Below are 16,505 nucleotides of genomic sequence, written 5' to 3'. Positions count from 1 at the left end.
TACTTAAAGAAAAAAGCATGCTTAATACCTTCATCGGCGACCTAGGGCACCTGAGTGTCATCGTGGCGTTTGTGGCTGCCACGGTAGCGGCATACTCCTACTACATGGCGGCCCGCAACCGGCCGCTCGGCGACACCGATGCGGGCTGGCTGCGCATCGCGCGCACGTCGTTTCTGGTACACAGCGTGGCCGTGGTTTCCATCATTGCCTGCCTGTTTACCATCATCTATACCCACCGGTACGAGTACTACTACGCCTGGAGCCACTCCAGCAACCACCTGCCGGTGCATTACATGATTTCCTGTTTCTGGGAAGGGCAGGAGGGCTCTTTCCTACTCTGGATTTTCTGGCACGTGTGCCTGGGCCTGGCTATTATGCGCTTCCACCGCCGCTGGGAGGCCCCGGTAATGGCCGTCTTTTCCTTCGTGCAGCTCTTCCTCACGTCCATGATTCTGGGCGTTGTAATTCTGGATCTGAAGCTGGGCTCGTCGCCCTTCATCCTGCTGCGCGACTTCCTGACCGACCTGCCGGTATTTAAAACCAACCCGAACTTTGTGCCCAAGGATGGTACCGGCCTGAATGCCCTGCTGCAGAACTACTGGATGGTAATTCATCCGCCCACACTGTTTCTGGGCTTTGCTCTCACGCTGGTGCCGTTTGCCTTCGCCATTGCTGGCCTCTGGAAAAATGAGCTGAGCAAGTGGATCAAGCCGGCTTTACCCTGGGCCCTGTTTGGCGGTCTGGTGCTGGGCGTGGGCGTAATGATGGGCGCTTACTGGGCCTACGAAACGCTGAATTTCGGGGGCTACTGGAACTGGGACCCGGTCGAAAACGCGGTGTACATTCCTTGGCTGGTGCTGGTGGCCGCTATTCACGGCATGGTGCTCTGGCAGCGCAGCCGCACGGCCCTGCGCACCTCTTTCGTGCTGGTTATTGCCAGCTTCCTGCTCATTCTCTATGCTACTTTCCTCACCCGCAGCGGCGTGCTGGGCAGTGCTTCCGTGCACTCCTTCACCGACCTGGGCCTCTCCGGTCAGCTGTTGATTTACCTGCTGGCCTTCGTCGGCTTGGCCCTTTGGCTGCTGGTGGCCCGCTGGAAAACCATTCCAATTTCCGAGAAAGAGCTGACCACCTACAACCCCGAGTTGTGGGTATTTGTGGGCGCTACGGTGCTGTGCCTAGGTGCTTTCCAGGTGCTCTTTACCACCAGTATTCCGGTGTATAACGCCTTCCTGGGGTTCCTGGGTATTAAATCGAACTTGGCTTTACCCGCCGACCAGATTGCCCACTACACCAAAATTCAGCTGTGGATGGGCGTGCTCGTGGCCTTCCTGACCGGCCTCGCCCAGATTATGTGGTGGCAGAAAAACGACAAGAATACCTTGTCCAACTCGTTGGCGGTGCCCGGCATCATCACGCTGCTCAGCGCGGCCCTCGTAATTCTGCTGGTGCGCTACAACAAGCTGCAGATGAGCCCGACCTATATCGTGCTGCTCACGACGGCCTTGTTCGGCGTACTGGCCAACCTGGGCGTGGTCCTCACGCTGCTTCGGCGCCGGGTGGCGCTGTCGGGCGGTGGCGTGGCCCACATCGGCATTTCGCTGATGCTGCTGGGTATTCTGGCTTCGGCCGGCTACTCCAACATCATTTCCAAAAACGTGTCGGGCCTCGTGTATTCCAAGGAATTCCCCGAAGACCTGAACCGTGACAACGTGCTGCTGTGGCGCAATGAGGCCACGCCAATGGGCGGCTACGACATTAGCTACACCGGCCAGTACTACGATGTACCCGGCGTGCCCAGCTACGTCAATAAGGAGCTGCTCTTCCGCACCGACGATGAGTACAAGGCTCTGGCCCGCGCCGATATCAAGGCTGAAGGCAAGACCTACTACAAAGCCGGCGATACGCTCGAAATCCTGCCCGAAAACACGTACTACCGCGTCGAGTACAAGCAGAAAAAATCCGGTGACGCCTTCACGCTTTACCCCCGCGCCCAGGTAAACGAGGAAATGGGCGGCCTGCTGGCTTCGCCCGACATCAAACGCTTTGCCGACCACGACATCTACTCCCATATCAGCTCCGTGCCCGACCCCAGCAAGGAAAAGGACTGGAGTGAGGTGAAGGAGCACGTACTGGCCGTCGGCGACACGATTTACCTGAACGACTACTTCGCCGTGTTCCGCGGCGTGGAGCCGGCCCACGAAACGGCTGGCCTTGGCTTGGCCAAAGACGACCTGGCCATTCAGGGCGACTTCCTGGTGTTCGGCGAGAAAAAGCAGTACCACGTGCACCCAATGTTTGTGGTGCGCAACAATCAGGTCGGCCGCGTGTCGGATGAGGTGGAAGACCTGGGCCTGCGCCTGACGTTTATCAACGTGGACCCGACCAAGCAGAAGTTCACCTTTGGCGTCAGCACCACCCAGAAGGATTATATCATTCTGAAGGCCATGGAAAAGCCCTTTATCAACCTGCTATGGAGCGGCACACTGCTCATGGCTGTGGGCTTTGGCATGGCCCTGGTAAAGCGCCGCCGCGAAGCCGCCCGGGTTGTTACGCCAGCTCCCGCAGCTTCGGCTGGCAAAGCCCCGGTGAGCCGCCAACCTAAGCCGCAGGTGGCGTAGTATATAGCTGCCATCAGCCCACAGAAAAGGCCCTGACTACGTTATAGTCAGGGCCTTTTCTGTGGGCTGGTATCTCCGCACCAGTAATTCGGGCGCTACTGTCTGCTGTGCAAGCAATGTTTACCAAGCATAGGAATGAATGCCTTGCGGCTCCTTGTAGAGGTGGCCAGCAGTATTTACTGGCTGCAGCCGCGCAACGGCTACAGTCGAGGCAGCAAGTTTGGCTGAACTCTGGCTTGTAGGAGAAGTACCCGAGGCAAACCAGAATGTGCGTACACAAAAAAAGGGCAGCCCAGTGGCTGCCCTTTTTCAATAACCGAAGACTGCAGAAATTACTTCTGGATCGACAGGTTGCGAACGGTGAATTCGTTGCCCGATTTCACTTTCAGCACATACATACCAGCCGACAGGTTCGACAGGTCGAGCTTGTTCAGCTCGTTGTCGCGCACGGAGGCTGTGTGAACCGTCTGGCCGAGCGAGTTCAGTACTTCTACCTGCATGGCACCCTTGGCTTTGGCACCCTGAATGTCAACCGTTACGATACCGGTCGAAGGGTTCGGGAATACGCTGATGGCGCGCTCCAGGGCACTCGACGTGCTGGTAATGGCAGTAGCAACCACCTGCAGATCATCGACAGAAAGGAAAAACTGGTTGGCCAGGCTGTATGCGTGGAAGCCGATGTAGTAGTTACCCGTCGTGGCAGGCTGAATGGCCAGCACAGGAATGGTGCTCGTGGCGTTAGCCGTCTGGTAGGAATTGGCAACGATGTTGGCGTTAGTCCACAGAGCCGTGGTCTGGCTGGTGGCGGAAGCAGCCGGGCCATATTTCACTTCCAGTCGCTCAGGATAGGCAGGGTTGCCACTGGTGCGGTACTTGAACGAGAGCTGATACGAAGTGCCGGCGCGCAGGAACAGGGCCGGCGTGTAGAACCAGTCGTTGGCTGGCGTAGTGATGCTGTTCTCGTTATAGTAGTACGTCATGGCGTTTGGAGCCGATGAAGCCACCACGATGTCGGTAGGGTCAGCGGGTACGGTGGATCGGTTCTGCCAGCCTACCTGGTCGGCATTCACATCTTCCACGGTAATTCCACAGGGGAGCGTGCCGGTTGATACAGCGTCAAAGTTTTCCGAATAAGGGAAAGCCGTAACGGTTTGGGGAACGCAGATAACCGGAGCCGACGTAGTGGCTTCAATCATCATCCGGCCGAGGTCAGCCGAGCCTTGGTCGCCGGGAGCACCACCATTCAGCGCGATGCTGTAGAAAGTGCTCAGACGGGTTGGCTTCTCATTTTGGGTACCAATGGGGTAGTGAGCCACCGTAGAGGCCGTCTGGGCAAGACCGGCGTAGAAATCACCAGCGGGTACGCTGGCGGGAGTGGCCAGGGTGAATACCTTGTCCGTGTTGATGTCGGCAGCTACTACCGTGTAGTTGGGCGTGCGGCCCACGATAACACCGGCGCTGTTGGTTACTACGGCATAAACTACTTGGCCAACCGAGGCTGGATCAGCCAGACGGACTGTTACGGCTGATACTTGGCGAGCAACAGTGGTATTATACTTCACGGCCAGGATCGAGGCGTTGACGCCAAAGCCGATGCTACCGCTAACAGCAACGCCGGGCTCTGCAACAGCATACGTATTGGTCGTTACCTGCTGCAAATACGTTTTGGTGCCGTTCGAGGTAATATCATCGGCAGCAGCCGTCACTGTGATGGTTTCGTTACCTACAACGGTAGGAGTAAATGGATCAAACGAAACGGTCGTTTGCGCATCTACGGCCAAGGACGCAATAGTCTTGGTGCTTGTGTAAGTATTCACACCCGCAACCGTCGCTGTAACGCTCACATTCGTCATGGGGCTCGTGCCTACGTTGCGTACTACGGCCTGGATGGTATGCGGTACGGCGCTGGTCAGCGGGAGCTTGCCCAACGAATACACGGCCACAACCGCGGCGTCGTTAGCTGCAATCTTTTGGAAACGATAGGTACGGCCGGCATCTGGCAACACCGTCAGGCGGAAGTTGTGCGCGTTAACGGTGTAGTTACCAGCCAGGAAGGTAGCCTGTGCCCAAGCAGTGGAAGATGCTTTGGTAACGGTAATAGTCTGAGTAGCCGTGCTACCCGAGCCCTTGATACCGATGGCCGAGGTTTTCAGCGCATTTGGGCCCGGACCAGCCACGGCGTTACCGTAGACAAAGTCAATCATGCTATTGGCCTCGTAGAGCTTCACCTGAAACTCCATGTTGGCGTACTGCTTGCCCAATGTTGCCGTCGAGAGCTTGTCGCTTACGTTCTTCCACTGAATAGTGCAGACACGGTTTGGGGCCGTACCAGTGGTGGCTACGCGGTATTCAGCCGGGGAGGTGCCATCCACCAAATCAACGTTGAAAGGCAGCAGTATATTCACGTCAGCGGCGTTAGTGCTGCTGATTGGGTCGCCAGTAGCGCCGTTTGGCGTGGTGTAGTACAGGTTAGCTGCCGAAGGAGCCTGGTTGCCCAGTTTGAGGAAGCCGTTCGTATTCAGAACGAATTCTGTGAAAGCAGTGCCGTTGTAGTTGAACGTAAAGCCAATGGGCTGGGCAGCCGAGTTGGCGTCGTCGGTGTTGGCCGTGGTAATGACCGTGCCCGTGGTGCCAAGGTCAGTGTAGGTGGTGGCGGTGTTTTGGGTGCCGAAAGCATTGTAGTTCAATACTTGAGCCTGGGCTGCCGTTGCACCGGTAGCCAGCAGTGCAGCCAGTGCTAGCTGCCGCCAGCGCTGAGTTGAACGACCCGTTTTGTACCAGTTTGTCATAGGTAATGGGTTGGAAGGAAAAAAAGTTGGAAAAGGAAAAGTTGAAGAAAGACACGCGCTGCTTTAAAAAATAGCCGGCGCAGGATTCGCGAGTACAAGGTGCTAAAAATCCCGGAAAAACGGATGCGGAAAAAGAAACCATTGCCGGCTACCTACTTTTTCGCTTGATTTCGGTTACCTGTATTTTCTCATGCACCAGACTCCTGTTTGCCGCCGAATTGTTCTGCTTGGGGCCGGCCGGGTAGCCCAGCATCTGGGCCCGGCCCTGTGGCGGGCTGGCCACGCCGTAACGCATATCTGGAGCCGCACACCGGCCAGTGCCGCCGCCCTGGCCGCCCAGGTTCCCGGAGCGGTGCCCGTTACCAGTCTGGCCCTGCCCGCCGCCGACCTCTATATTCTCTGCGTACCCGATGGCGCTGTGTCGGCTGTGCTGGCGACAGCCGAGTTTCCGCCCGGAGCATTGGTGGTTCACACGGCCGGAGCGCTGCCGCTGGCCGTGTTTGCGGCCTATCCGGCCGTGCGGGGCGGGGTGCTATATCCACTCCAAACCTTTAGCGCCGGGCGCAGCATCGACTGGCCTACCATACCGCTCTGCGTGGAAGCTGCCACTGCTGCCGACCAGGAATTGCTGCTACAAGTGGCATGCAGCCTGAGTCAGGTGGTTGAACTAGTGGCTACGCCCCAGCGCCAGGCCTTGCACGTAGCGGCTGTGTTTGCCTGCAACTTCACCAATCACCTGCTCGGCATCGGCCACGCCCTGCTGCAGGAGGCTGTGCTGCCATTTGGCCTGCTCGAGCCCCTGATCCGGGAGACGGTGCACAAGGCTTTGGCCCACCCGCCCTTCACAGTTCAGACTGGCCCGGCCGTGCGCCACGATGCGGCTACGCTGGCCCGCCACGAAGCCATGCTGACCGCTCATCCCAGCTGGCAGCAGATTTATAAACAGCTAACAGCCAGTATTCAAGGGCAGCAGGAGCCGCAGCCGTCAAACAACGAACTGCCCCCGCGGCTTTAATTACGAACCGGGGTGCGTACCTTTGCCCCAAATTCTGCCCTGCTCAAGTTTCTACTCCGTGAAAGCCGTTAATATTACCTTCCAGTTTCAAGACGGCCAGCCCGACCAGACGCACGTAGCGGCGGAAGGCGAATCGGTGCTCGACGTAGCGTTGAACAATGGAATTCACCTCCAGCACAATTGCGGTGGCGTCTGCGGCTGCAGCACCTGCCACGTCTATGTGCTCAAAGGCGAGAGTGACCTGCCCGAAATCAGCGACAAAGAAGAAGACTTCATCGACCGCGCCGTCGACCCGCGCATCAACTCCCGCCTGGGCTGCCAGTGCGTAGTGCAGGGCAATGAGGACGTCGTGATTCTGATACCCCGCCAGGAATTCCTGGGCCACTAACCTTTCTTAATGTGCTTATGCGGGAATGTGCGGCTGTGCTAACGCAGCCGCAGCCCTTCCCGCTGGTATTAGCACATTATCCACATTCGCACATTAGCACATTCAACCCGATGGCCCATTTTGAACTCCCTATTCATTGGAACGACCACGAGGACATTGCTATGGCCCTCTATGAGAAGTTCGGTGACTCGTTTGACGAGGCAAAAATCTACCGTATCCGTTTCACCGATCTGCTTGAGTGGGTGCTGACCCTGCCCAATTTCGTTGGTACCCGGGAGCAATCCACCGAGGGCCACTTGGAGCAGATCCAGGCCAAGTGGGTGTACGAGTGGCGCGACAACCAGAACTAAGCACCATTCCAGCCCGATTCGATTTCTCTTTTCCCGCTTGCTATGCGTACAAACGGCACTAGTCCGGACTTATCTGCTATTAAAGCCTTTATATTCGATGTGGATGGCGTGCTGACCGATGGTACGCTGCTAGCCCTCAACTCGGGCGAGCAGGCCCGGGCTTTCCATATCCGCGACGGCTACGCCATCCGGCACGCGCTGGCGCGGGGCTACCGAGTTATTGTTATTTCGGGCCGCGAGGAAGAAGGTGTGCGACGCCGCCTGGAGTCGCTGGACGTGCACGATATTTTCCTGGGGGTGGATGATAAGATGAAGATCTTTAACACCTACATCAACACCTATCGCCTCGACCCCGCCACCATTGCCTACATGGGCGACGATATGCCCGATATCGAGGTCATGAAGCGCTGTGCCGTAGCCGCCTGCCCCGCCGATGCTGCCGCCGACGTGCAACAGATCAGCAACTATACGGCGGGCAAGAACGGGGGCCACGGCGCCGTGCGCGAGCTGGTGGAGGCCGTAATGAAGCTCCAGAAAACCTGGTATTAAGCGGCCTCAAAGCCAGGCTGTTGCCCATTGTTGAGCCAGCGGAAGAGCCGGGAAAGTAGATTGCGGTTTTTCCAAAATCCCTTTATATTTACCCGATCATCCAATCATCCATTTTCTTTTTTATTTCATGAAAACAGGAACCGTAAAATTCTATAATGAGTCGAAGGGCTACGGCTTCATTACAGAAGATGGCACGAAGGAAGACTTCTTCGTCCATGTAACCGGCCTTAACGGGGGCCAGATCCAACAGAATGACCGCGTAGAATTTGAAACGCAGGAAGGCCGTAAAGGCGTGAATGCCGTTAATGTAAAGAAACTGTAAGCCAAAGGCTTATCCGGATTTTTTGCTTTTCAGAAAGCCTCTCCCGGTAGGAGAGGCTTTCTTTTTGTTGCCGGTCTGGTGGCCGCACAACATAGTACACAGTGGGTAGCTATTCTTTTTGAGGTCTATATGGCGCATTCATCCTCCAGGCAGGTTTCGACGGCTCCGGCCGGCTCCGGCGGGTGGCGGTCCATTTTGCGCCTGATCCGGCTGCCCAACCTGCTCATCATGGCCTTGTGCCTGGCGCTGGTACAAAGCTGCCTGCTGCATCCCAACCAGCCGATAGCGGCCTTGCTGTCGGGTCGCTTTCTGCTGCTGGCCCTGACCTCGCTGAGCATTGCGGCGGCGGGCTACATCATCAACGACTACTACGACGTCAAGATTGACGTTATCAACCGGCCCGACCGGCTGGTGGTGGGGCGCGTGGTGAACCGGCGGCACGCCATGCTGGCCCACCTGCTGCTCTCGGGCGGGGGAGTGGTGCTGGCCGGCGCATTGTCGCCGGTGCTGGGCGTGGTGAACATGGGCTCGGCGCTGCTGCTGTGGGGCTATTCGGCGCGCTTCAAGCGGCTGGCTTTGGTCGGCAACCTCAGCATTGCCCTGCTCACGGCCGCCCTGGTGCTGCTGCCCGAACTGCAGGCCCGCACCGGCCAAACGATGGTGTGGGTGTATGCTCTGGCCGCTTTTCTGCTGACGGTGGTGCGCGAAATCGTGAAGGACGTGGAAGACATGCGCGGCGATGCAGAGCACGACTGCCGCACACTGCCCATTGTGTGGGGCGTGGCGCGCACCAAGTGGATCATTAGCTTTTTCCTGCTGAGCTTAGTGCTGCTGGTGGCCGGAGGCGCGGCCCAGAGCTTGCAGGAGTACCGCTGGGCGCTGGGCGGTTGGCTGCTCATTACGGTGGTGGCGCCCTGCCTGGCGCTGGGCCGCTACTTGCTTCGTGCCGACCGACGCCGCGACTTCGCCCAACTCAGCGCGTGGTGCAAGTGGATTATGCTGGCCGGGGTGCTGTCGATGGTATTGGTCGCGCTGAGCTAAAACCGTAGACAAGGTGCTTGCGTTAGGCTAAGCGGGGCCGCTGAATCGTTACGGTTCAGCTTCGCCCCGCTTCTGTTTTCGCTCCAACCCGTTCCTATGCGTTTCCTGTACCCTCTGCTGGCGCTGACTTTAGCCGCCGCAGCCGCCCACGCCCAAACGGCCCCCGTGGTGCCCGATATTGCCCTGCCTGAAGCCCCGGTGCCGGCCGCCGCCAGTACAGCTAAGCCGCCTAAGCTGGGTGAAGACGACAAGCCCAACTTCATCCCTGTGCCGGTGCTGTTCTACCAGCAGGAAACCGGTTTCGGCTACGGTGGGGCCATTTTGCCGGTATGGCGCTTCGGTCAGGATACTACCGTGCGCAAGTCGAATGCCCGCCTGATTGCCTGGTACACCCAGAAAAAGCAAAGCACCATTCAGCTCACCCACACCATTTTTACGCCCGATGAGAAGGTGTACCTGGCCGGCGAGCTGAGCCAGTACGATTTGTCGTTTTTCTACTACGGGCTGGGCAACGAGACGAAATCCAGTGACGAGTCGCTCATTGGCTACAAGCTGTTCGTGTTCGATGAGAAGATAATGCCGCGCATTACGGCCCACAACCTCTACGCCGGGGTGCGCTACCGCCTCACCAATACCACCAAGGTGCGGGTGCTGGAAGACATCAACGAAATGCGGCCGAGCCTGTTCCGGAATTTACCCCTGCAGGAGCAGGCCGGTGGCATGGTGTCGGGCATCGGCCCCTCGATCCTCTACGAAGGCCGCGACAATGTGCTGGCAACCTACAAGGGTATTTACCTCGATGCCCACGCCCTGTTTATGGGCAAAGGCCTGGGTGGCGACTACAACTTTCAGCGCTACCAGCTCGATCTGCGCTACTTCAGGCCGCTGCTGGGCTCCAAGCGCACCACGCTGGCGCTGCAGTACCTGGGGCAGTTTCACAGCGGCAGCGTGCCATTTCGGGAGCTGGCCAGCATGGGCGCCAACATCGGCGGCTCGCTCTACAACAACGCCGGCATTATGCGCGGCCTCTACGAATCCCGCTTCCGCGACCGGCAGATGATGACGGCCCAGGCCGAAATTCGCCGCAACCTGTTCTGGCGCATCGATGGCGCTGTTTTCGCCGGTGCCGGGCAGGTGGGCAATAGTGTGGGCGACTACAGCCTTAGTGGTACCAAAGTAGCCGGGGGCGGTGGCCTGCGCTTCCGCTTCAACCGCCGCGACCGGCTCAACATCCGCCTCGACTACGCCGGTGGCACCGACACTGCTCCCAGCATTTACTTCGCGGTAGGAGAGGCCTTTTAGCCCCCACATTTCTGCCTTCTGTCACCACCGGGCTTCGCTGAATTCATTCGGCGAAGCCCGGTGTCGTTTTGGGTCTTGGGCAATAGGCAGGATAACTTCATTGGGCGCAACCAGAGTAGGATATTTTATTGCTTATTTGGCAATAAAACCCACCGCTTTACTTATCTGCATGCGCTTTTTGTACGCTTTATTGCTTGGCGGCCTGCTGGCACCCGGTGCCCATGCTCAAACCACCTTGCCTGAGCCGCCTGCCACAGCTGCGCCCGAAGCGCCGGCCGCCGCAAAAAGCAAGAAGGATAAACCCAGCTTCTGGCCTTTTCCCATCGTATTCTCGCAGCCCGAAACCGGCATCGGCTACGGCATTGCGGTGCTGCCCGTGTGGCGCTTTGGCCAGGATACCACCGCGCGCAAGTCGAATGCGCGGCTGCTGGCCTGGCGCACTCAGAACAACCAGAGCCTGGTGCAGCTGAACCACAATATGTTCACGCCGGGCGAGCGGTTCCTGGTTTCCGGCGAGCTGAGCTTCTACTACAAATTTCCCATCAACTACTACGGTTTCGGGCCCAACACCAGCCGCGACGATGAGTCGCTGATTGAGTATAAGGTCTTCATCCTCAACCAGCGGGTGCTGCGCCAGGTGCGCCGCAATACCTTTGCCGGCCTGCAATACCGCTTCACCAACCTGCGTGACGTGCAGGTGCGCGAGAACATCGACCAGGGCACGCCCCAACAGCGGCCCAGCCTGCTGCTCCAGCGCCCGGCCCGCGAATACGAGCAGAACAGCACTGTGTCGGGCCTGGGTCCGTCGTTTCTCTATGATGGCCGCGACAATATTCTGAGCACTTTCCAGGGCAACTATTTGGAAGTAGCAGCTCTTTTCAACGGCAGCGCCTTGGGCAGCGACTACCGCTTCAGCCGCTTCCTGGTAGATGCGCGGCACTTTCAGCCCCTGAGCAAAAACAGCAAAACCATTCTGGCCACCCAGCTGATCGGGCAGTTTAACGCCGGCAACGTGCCGTTTCGGGAAATGGCCAACCTGGGCGGCGACAAGATTCTGCGGGGCTACTACGACGGCCGCTACCGCGACCGGCAGCTGCTGGCCCTGCAGGCCGAGCTGCGCCGGCCCCTGTTCTGGCGCGTCAACGCCGTCGTGTTTGGCAGCCTGGGCCAGGTAGGCAACACCCTCGGGGCGCTGGCCGACAACCCCGTGAAGGCCAGCGGCGGGGCCGGTATCCGCTTTAAGTACAACCGCCGTGACCGGCTCAACATCCGCCTCGACTACGGCTTCGGCCGCGACGGGTCGTCGGGGCTGTATTTCAGCATCGGCGAAGCATTTTAAGTACCCCGGCGGCCGGGGTACCGTAAACTGCCCAACCTCCTTGCACGCGGCTGGGCACCGCACCGGTCGATGAAAGCCCCGCGCCAGTCGAGGCAATGCGGGCGGCGGTCCATTGCCCGGGCGCGCCGGCCCGGATTGTGCTAGGTTTGGGCTTCTGATTTGGCTCTTCGCTCCATGGCATCCTTCCCAATCCGGCGCTACCTGACGCCGCTTATTCATGTGCTGGTATGGGGCCTGTTTGGGCTGAGCCTGCTGCTGCTGAACCCCATTCTGGGCCGGTTTTCGATTCCGCCGCAGTTCTGGGTAAAGCAAGTCCTGGTGTTTGCCTTCTGGGTGGGTGCCTTCTACCTCACGGCCTACGTAAGCGTGCCCCGGCTACTATTCCGCAACCGCATCGGCTGGTTTGTGGTAGCCATTTTGCTCACGGCCGCCGCCGTAATGCTGCTTTCCCAGCTCACCGAGTCGTGGCTGAACCTGCAGCAGCTCATGGATCAGCACCTACGCCCGCCCGGCGGTAATGGCAATTTCGGGGGCGGAGGTCAGTTCCGGCCCCGGCCGCGCCGCTTCGATATGATGAGCCTGCTTACTACGCTGCTCGTACTAGGCATCAGTACCAGCATGGCGGCTGTGCAGAAGTGGCAAACCGATACCCAGCGGCGTCAGGAGCTGGAGCAGCAGAAAGTAAACTCTGAGCTGTCTTTCCTCAAGGCCCAGATCAATCCGCACTTCTTCTTCAACACGCTCAACAACATCTACGCCCTCACGGTAATCGACGCCGACGCGGCCCGGCAGGCCATCCACACCCTCTCGCGCATGATGCGCTACGTGCTCTACGAAACGCCGTCCGACGTGACTTCCCTGAGCAAGGAGCTGGCCTTCGTGCAGGATTACGTGGCCCTGATGAAGCTACGCCTCACCGAGCGGGTGATGGTGGAGCTGGAGTGGCCCGCGCCCGTGCGCGACGTGCCGATTGCGCCCATGCTGCTGCTGCCCTACGTCGAAAATGCCTTTAAGCACGGCGTGAGTGCCACCCAACCCAGCCGCATTCTGGTGGCCGTGCGCCAGCCCACGCCCCAGGTGCTGGAGCTCGAAGTTAGTAATACGCGCTTTGTCGCCCCGGCCACCAGCCTCGACGAAGGCAGCGGCATTGGGCTGGCAAACACCCGCCGCCGCCTCGACTTACTTTACCCCGGCCGCTACACCTTGCGCGTGGAGGAAGCCACGCTGGAAGGGGAGTTTCGGGTTCATTTAACCTTGCAGATAGTATGACCACGCTGAAGTGTATTGCCGTCGACGATGAGCCCCTGGCCCTGGGCATGGTGGCCGCTTTTATCGAGCAAACGCCGTTTCTGGAGCTGGTAGGCAAGTATTCGAGCGGCGTGCAGGCTCTGCGCAGCCTGCACGAGCACCCTGATCTGGACCTTATTTTCCTCGACATTCAGATGCCCGAACTCACGGGCCTGGAGCTGGCCCGGGTGCTCGACCGGGGCCAGCCCGGCACCGGTCCGCGCATCATCTTCACCACGGCCTTCAACCAGTACGCCCTCGACGGCTACCGCGTCGATGCCCTCGACTACCTCGTGAAGCCTTTCAGCTACGAGGAGTTTCTGCGGGCCGCTACCAAGGCCAAGGCCTACGCCGAGCATAACCAGGCGCCGCTGCCCGCGCCGGCCGCGCCGGCCGAGGAGGAGTTCCTGTTTCTGAAGGTGGAATATGAGCTGGTGCGCGTCGCGCTGGATGATATTCTGTACGTGGAAGGCCTCAAAGACTACGTGAAGGTGCATTTGCGCAGCGCTACCCGGCCGCTGCTTTCCCTTATGAGCCTGAAGTCTATGGAGGAAAAGCTGCCGGCCCGCCGGTTTCTGCGCATCCACCGCTCCTTTATCGTGGCCCTAGATAAGATTGAGGCCGTGCGCCGCAACACCGTGCAGATCGGGCCCGCCACGCTGGCCGTCAGTGACCAGTACAAGGAAGCCTTCGTGCAGTTTCTGAGTCGCTGGACCTGATTGCGGCGTCGAGAGAATTCGGCAAAAACGCCACCCGGTGCCCAAGCCCGGAGTGGCGTTTTTTTGTGTTGTCGATTGACAGGGTAAGGGCCGGGTTTTTCGGCTTTGCGGCCTTTTCAATGCGGGGCCGGGAGCCCGATTCCGGCCGATGAAACAGGCGGGTTGGTCTAGGAAGTAGGGGCAGTGGCCGAGTGCGGTGGCAGCCTCGAAACGCGGACGGTAGGTTTGGGTCAGTGAGTGAAAAAGCGGGAGGAAGGTCGGCGCGCTGCAACGAATCGGCCTTCCCGATGCTCCTCCTGAAAAATTAACTAACCGATTAGCTGTTTTCCGTATGAAAAAATTACTCTCGCTGGCCCTGCTTTTATTTCTGGCGCTGGGCTTCACGGCCTGCTCCAAAGACGACGACGCCACGGCCGAAATTCTGGGCGTCTGGACCAGCCGCTCGCAGTTTGAGGGCCTGGCCCGCAACTCGGCTATCAGTTTCACCATCGGCGACAAAGCCTACGTGGGCCTCGGCACCGACGGCATCGACAAGTTTACCGATTTCTGGGAATACACCCGCAGCACCAATACCTGGCGGCAGCGCGCCGACTTTCCCGGCGTGGGCCGGCAGCTGGCCGTGGCCTTCGCCGCCGATGGCAAGGGCTACGTGGGCACCGGCTACGACGGCGTAAACAAGCTGCGCGACTTCTGGCAGTACGACCCCACCACCGACCAGTGGACCCGCAAGGCCGATTTCGGGGGCTCGGCCCGCTATAATGCCACGGCCATGAGCATCGGCAACAAAGGCTACGTGGGCACCGGCTACGACGGCAATTCCAAAAAGGACTTCTGGGAATACAACCCCGCTACCGACGCCTGGACCCAGAAACCGAGCTTCGGGGGCAACAAACGCATGGGCGCCACGGCCTTCAGCATCGGTAGCACCGGCTACCTGCTGCTGGGCGCCGACAACGGCGTATTGCAGACCGATATATGGTCGTATGACCCTGCCACGGAGCTTTGGACCCAGCACAAGGACCTCGTGTACCACGACGACAGCAATGACGACCTCGACTACGACTACAGCGCCCTGCCCCGCCAGAACGCGGCCAGCTTCGTTATTGCCGATAAAGGCTATGTGGCCGTGGGCACCAGCAGCGGCACCAAAACCGACTGCTGGGAATACAACCCCAGTGCCGACACCTGGACCCAGAAAACCGACTTTGCCGGCGCCGGCCGCACCTATCCCGTCGGCTTTGCCCTCGGCGACCGGGGCTACGTGAGTCTCGGCGCTGCGGGCAGCACCCGCCTCGATGATACCTGGGAGCTGGACCCCAACGCGGAGAATGAATAAGCGCATCTTTTTCGCGGCCGACCGGCAATGGTTTGCCGGTCGCGCCTGGGCGCTGCTACTCGCGCTGCTTAGCATCATGCCGGCTTGCACCGAGGTGGAGGAAACAGTAGGCGAAGCCTTGCCCAGCCCCAGCACCGAGCTGAACGCCACCTACACCGATACCATCACCGTGCGGACCAGCACTGTTCTCACCGATTCGGTTCCGTCGTCGGCCACAAACTACCTGCTGGCCGGCCGCTACCTCGATTCGCCGCTGGGTACGCTCGTAGCCCGCAGCTATGTGCAGGTAGGCTTGTCCGGGGCCTTCACGCCCGACCCCGCCCTGCGCTACGACTCCTTGGTACTGGCCGTAACGGCCGACGCCTACCGCTACGGCGACACCACCCGCACCCAGCAGCTGGAAGTGCACCGGCAAACCCAGACGTTCCAGGCCACTAAAACCTACTTCACCGCCGATGCCCTGAGCTACGACGATGCCGTGCTGGGCCGCCGCAGCTTCCGGGCTGGGGCCCATACCGATTCACTACGGATTCGGCTAGATAATGCCCTGGGCCAGGAACTGTGGCAGGCGGGGCAAAATGGTCAGTTGACTACCTACGATGAGGTGAAGGCCCGGCTGAAAGGGCTGGTGCTTGCGCCGGGCAGCGCCGACAATGCCGCTCTGATGCGCTGGAGCGCCGCCGCCGGGGCCACGCACTTATATATGTACTACCACGACCCGGCCGCGCCCACCGAGGCGCTGGTCTACGCCTTTCCGGTAGCTGGCGACTACCCGCACTTTTTCCAGCTCTCCACCGACCGCACCGGCACCGCCCTGGCCTCGCTCTCCAACACGCGCCAAGGCATCAGCAGCGCCGCTACGCAGGAAGAGGTGTTCATTCAGGCCGGGCTGGGGCTGAAAACCAAGCTGGAGTTTCCCTATCTGGCGCAGCTGAAGGAACTGGGCGGTATTATCATTATCAACAGCGCCCAGCTGAGTCTGGAAACGATAACCAGCGCCAACAACCGGTTTCTGCCGCCGCCGGCCGCGCTGTATCCGCGCCTCACCAACCGCGCCAACCAGAACGGCTCCTATTTCCTGACCAGCGCCGGTACCATCGTCACGTTGCCCTACCAGAAGAGCACTTCGGCGCGCACCGGCCTCGAGCAGGGCAGCTACGTGCTGGGCATGACGACCTACGTGCAGGATGTGCTGCGCGGCACGCTCGTCAACGACGGTATTCTGCTGGGTACCGAAACCACGGGCTCTACGGAGCGCACCCTGCTGGGCTCGGCCCGCAACACGGCCCATCCGCTACGGCTGCGGCTGTATTTCACCCGCGTGACGCGCTAAGAAGGGATTTTGAGGAGAATATAAGGTCCGGATTCGGTCGGAGAAACCCGGGAAGCGGCCGATGGAACCGGGCTTTCCGTCGAGCAAACCGGCCTGTGGCGGCAGCGGCGCAGG

The 16,505-nt window shown here is 59.6% G+C and carries 14 protein-coding genes; 13 read left to right on the top strand and 1 reads right to left on the bottom strand.

Translation table 11 applies throughout. The features are described 5' to 3' along the window. The first annotated feature begins 17 nt into the window (after window positions 1-17). The gene (ccsA, locus tag LGH74_RS18190; RefSeq protein ID WP_226177785.1) at window positions 18-2,621 is read left to right on the top strand and encodes a cytochrome c biogenesis protein CcsA; all 2,604 of its coding nucleotides are present in this window, start codon (window positions 18-20) and stop codon (window positions 2,619-2,621) included. Window positions 2,622-2,953: 332 nt separating this feature from the next. On the opposite strand, the gene LGH74_RS18185 is transcribed toward ccsA, so the two are convergent. Beyond that, on the bottom strand, window positions 2,954-5,410 hold the full coding sequence (locus LGH74_RS18185; protein WP_226177784.1) for a T9SS-dependent choice-of-anchor J family protein: 2,457 nt from the start codon (window positions 5,408-5,410) through the stop codon (window positions 2,954-2,956). A gap of 190 nt (window positions 5,411-5,600) precedes the next feature. Between LGH74_RS18185 and LGH74_RS18180 the strand changes: the two genes are divergently transcribed. The 12 genes from LGH74_RS18180 (at window position 5,601) to LGH74_RS18125 (ending at window position 16,391) form a co-directional block, all read left to right on the top strand. After that, entirely contained in the window at window positions 5,601-6,425 is an 825-nt protein-coding gene (locus LGH74_RS18180; protein WP_226177783.1) for a Rossmann-like and DUF2520 domain-containing protein, read from the top strand. Window positions 6,426-6,483: 58 nt separating this feature from the next. After that, a complete protein-coding gene (locus LGH74_RS18175; protein ID WP_226177781.1) occupies window positions 6,484-6,813 on the top strand; it encodes a 2Fe-2S iron-sulfur cluster-binding protein in 330 nt (109 codons plus the stop codon). A 110-nt stretch (window positions 6,814-6,923) separates the two neighbouring features. Then, complete coding sequence (iscX, locus tag LGH74_RS18170; RefSeq protein ID WP_226177780.1) at window positions 6,924-7,163, top strand: Fe-S cluster assembly protein IscX; 240 nt, start codon at window positions 6,924-6,926, stop codon at window positions 7,161-7,163. 42 nt (window positions 7,164-7,205) lie between these two features. Continuing rightward, complete coding sequence (locus tag LGH74_RS18165) at window positions 7,206-7,712, top strand: KdsC family phosphatase (RefSeq protein WP_226177779.1); 507 nt, start codon at window positions 7,206-7,208, stop codon at window positions 7,710-7,712. Window positions 7,713-7,839: 127 nt separating this feature from the next. Then, window positions 7,840-8,034 (top strand): cold-shock protein, encoded by a 195-nt coding sequence (locus tag LGH74_RS18160; RefSeq protein ID WP_226177778.1) that lies wholly within the window; start codon window positions 7,840-7,842, stop codon window positions 8,032-8,034. Between the two features lie 129 nt (window positions 8,035-8,163). Further along, the gene (locus LGH74_RS18155) at window positions 8,164-9,075 is read left to right on the top strand and encodes a geranylgeranylglycerol-phosphate geranylgeranyltransferase (RefSeq protein ID WP_226177777.1); all 912 of its coding nucleotides are present in this window, start codon (window positions 8,164-8,166) and stop codon (window positions 9,073-9,075) included. A 96-nt stretch (window positions 9,076-9,171) separates the two neighbouring features. Then, window positions 9,172-10,377 carry a BamA/TamA family outer membrane protein gene (locus LGH74_RS18150; protein WP_226177776.1) on the top strand — a complete coding sequence of 402 codons (1,206 nt, stop codon included), beginning with the start codon at window positions 9,172-9,174 and terminating at the stop codon, window positions 10,375-10,377. Window positions 10,378-10,546: 169 nt separating this feature from the next. Further along, window positions 10,547-11,716, top strand: a complete 1,170-nt coding sequence (locus LGH74_RS18145) for a BamA/TamA family outer membrane protein (protein ID WP_226177775.1) — start codon at window positions 10,547-10,549, stop codon at window positions 11,714-11,716. A 174-nt stretch (window positions 11,717-11,890) separates the two neighbouring features. Beyond that, window positions 11,891-12,985: a sensor histidine kinase gene (locus LGH74_RS18140; protein ID WP_226177774.1), complete on the top strand. Its 1,095-nt coding sequence runs from the start codon at window positions 11,891-11,893 to the stop codon at window positions 12,983-12,985. Beyond that, a complete protein-coding gene (locus LGH74_RS18135; RefSeq protein ID WP_226177772.1) occupies window positions 12,982-13,722 on the top strand; it encodes a LytR/AlgR family response regulator transcription factor in 741 nt (246 codons plus the stop codon). Before LGH74_RS18140 ends, LGH74_RS18135 begins: the two co-directional genes overlap by 4 nt. A 331-nt stretch (window positions 13,723-14,053) precedes the next feature. Then, window positions 14,054-15,058: a Kelch repeat-containing protein gene (locus LGH74_RS18130; protein ID WP_226177770.1), complete on the top strand. Its 1,005-nt coding sequence runs from the start codon at window positions 14,054-14,056 to the stop codon at window positions 15,056-15,058. Beyond that, on the top strand, window positions 15,051-16,391 hold the full coding sequence (locus tag LGH74_RS18125) for a DUF4270 family protein (RefSeq protein ID WP_226177769.1): 1,341 nt from the start codon (window positions 15,051-15,053) through the stop codon (window positions 16,389-16,391). The genes LGH74_RS18130 and LGH74_RS18125 overlap by 8 nt, the downstream gene beginning before the upstream one ends. Window positions 16,392-16,505 lie beyond the last annotated feature (114 nt).

Origin of the sequence: Hymenobacter lucidus (assembly GCF_020447265.1) — a bacterium.
Taxonomy (GTDB): domain Bacteria; phylum Bacteroidota; class Bacteroidia; order Cytophagales; family Hymenobacteraceae; genus Hymenobacter; species Hymenobacter lucidus.
Note: the sequence above shows the minus strand (reverse complement) of the source record. Positions and strands in the feature narration are given on the sequence as shown.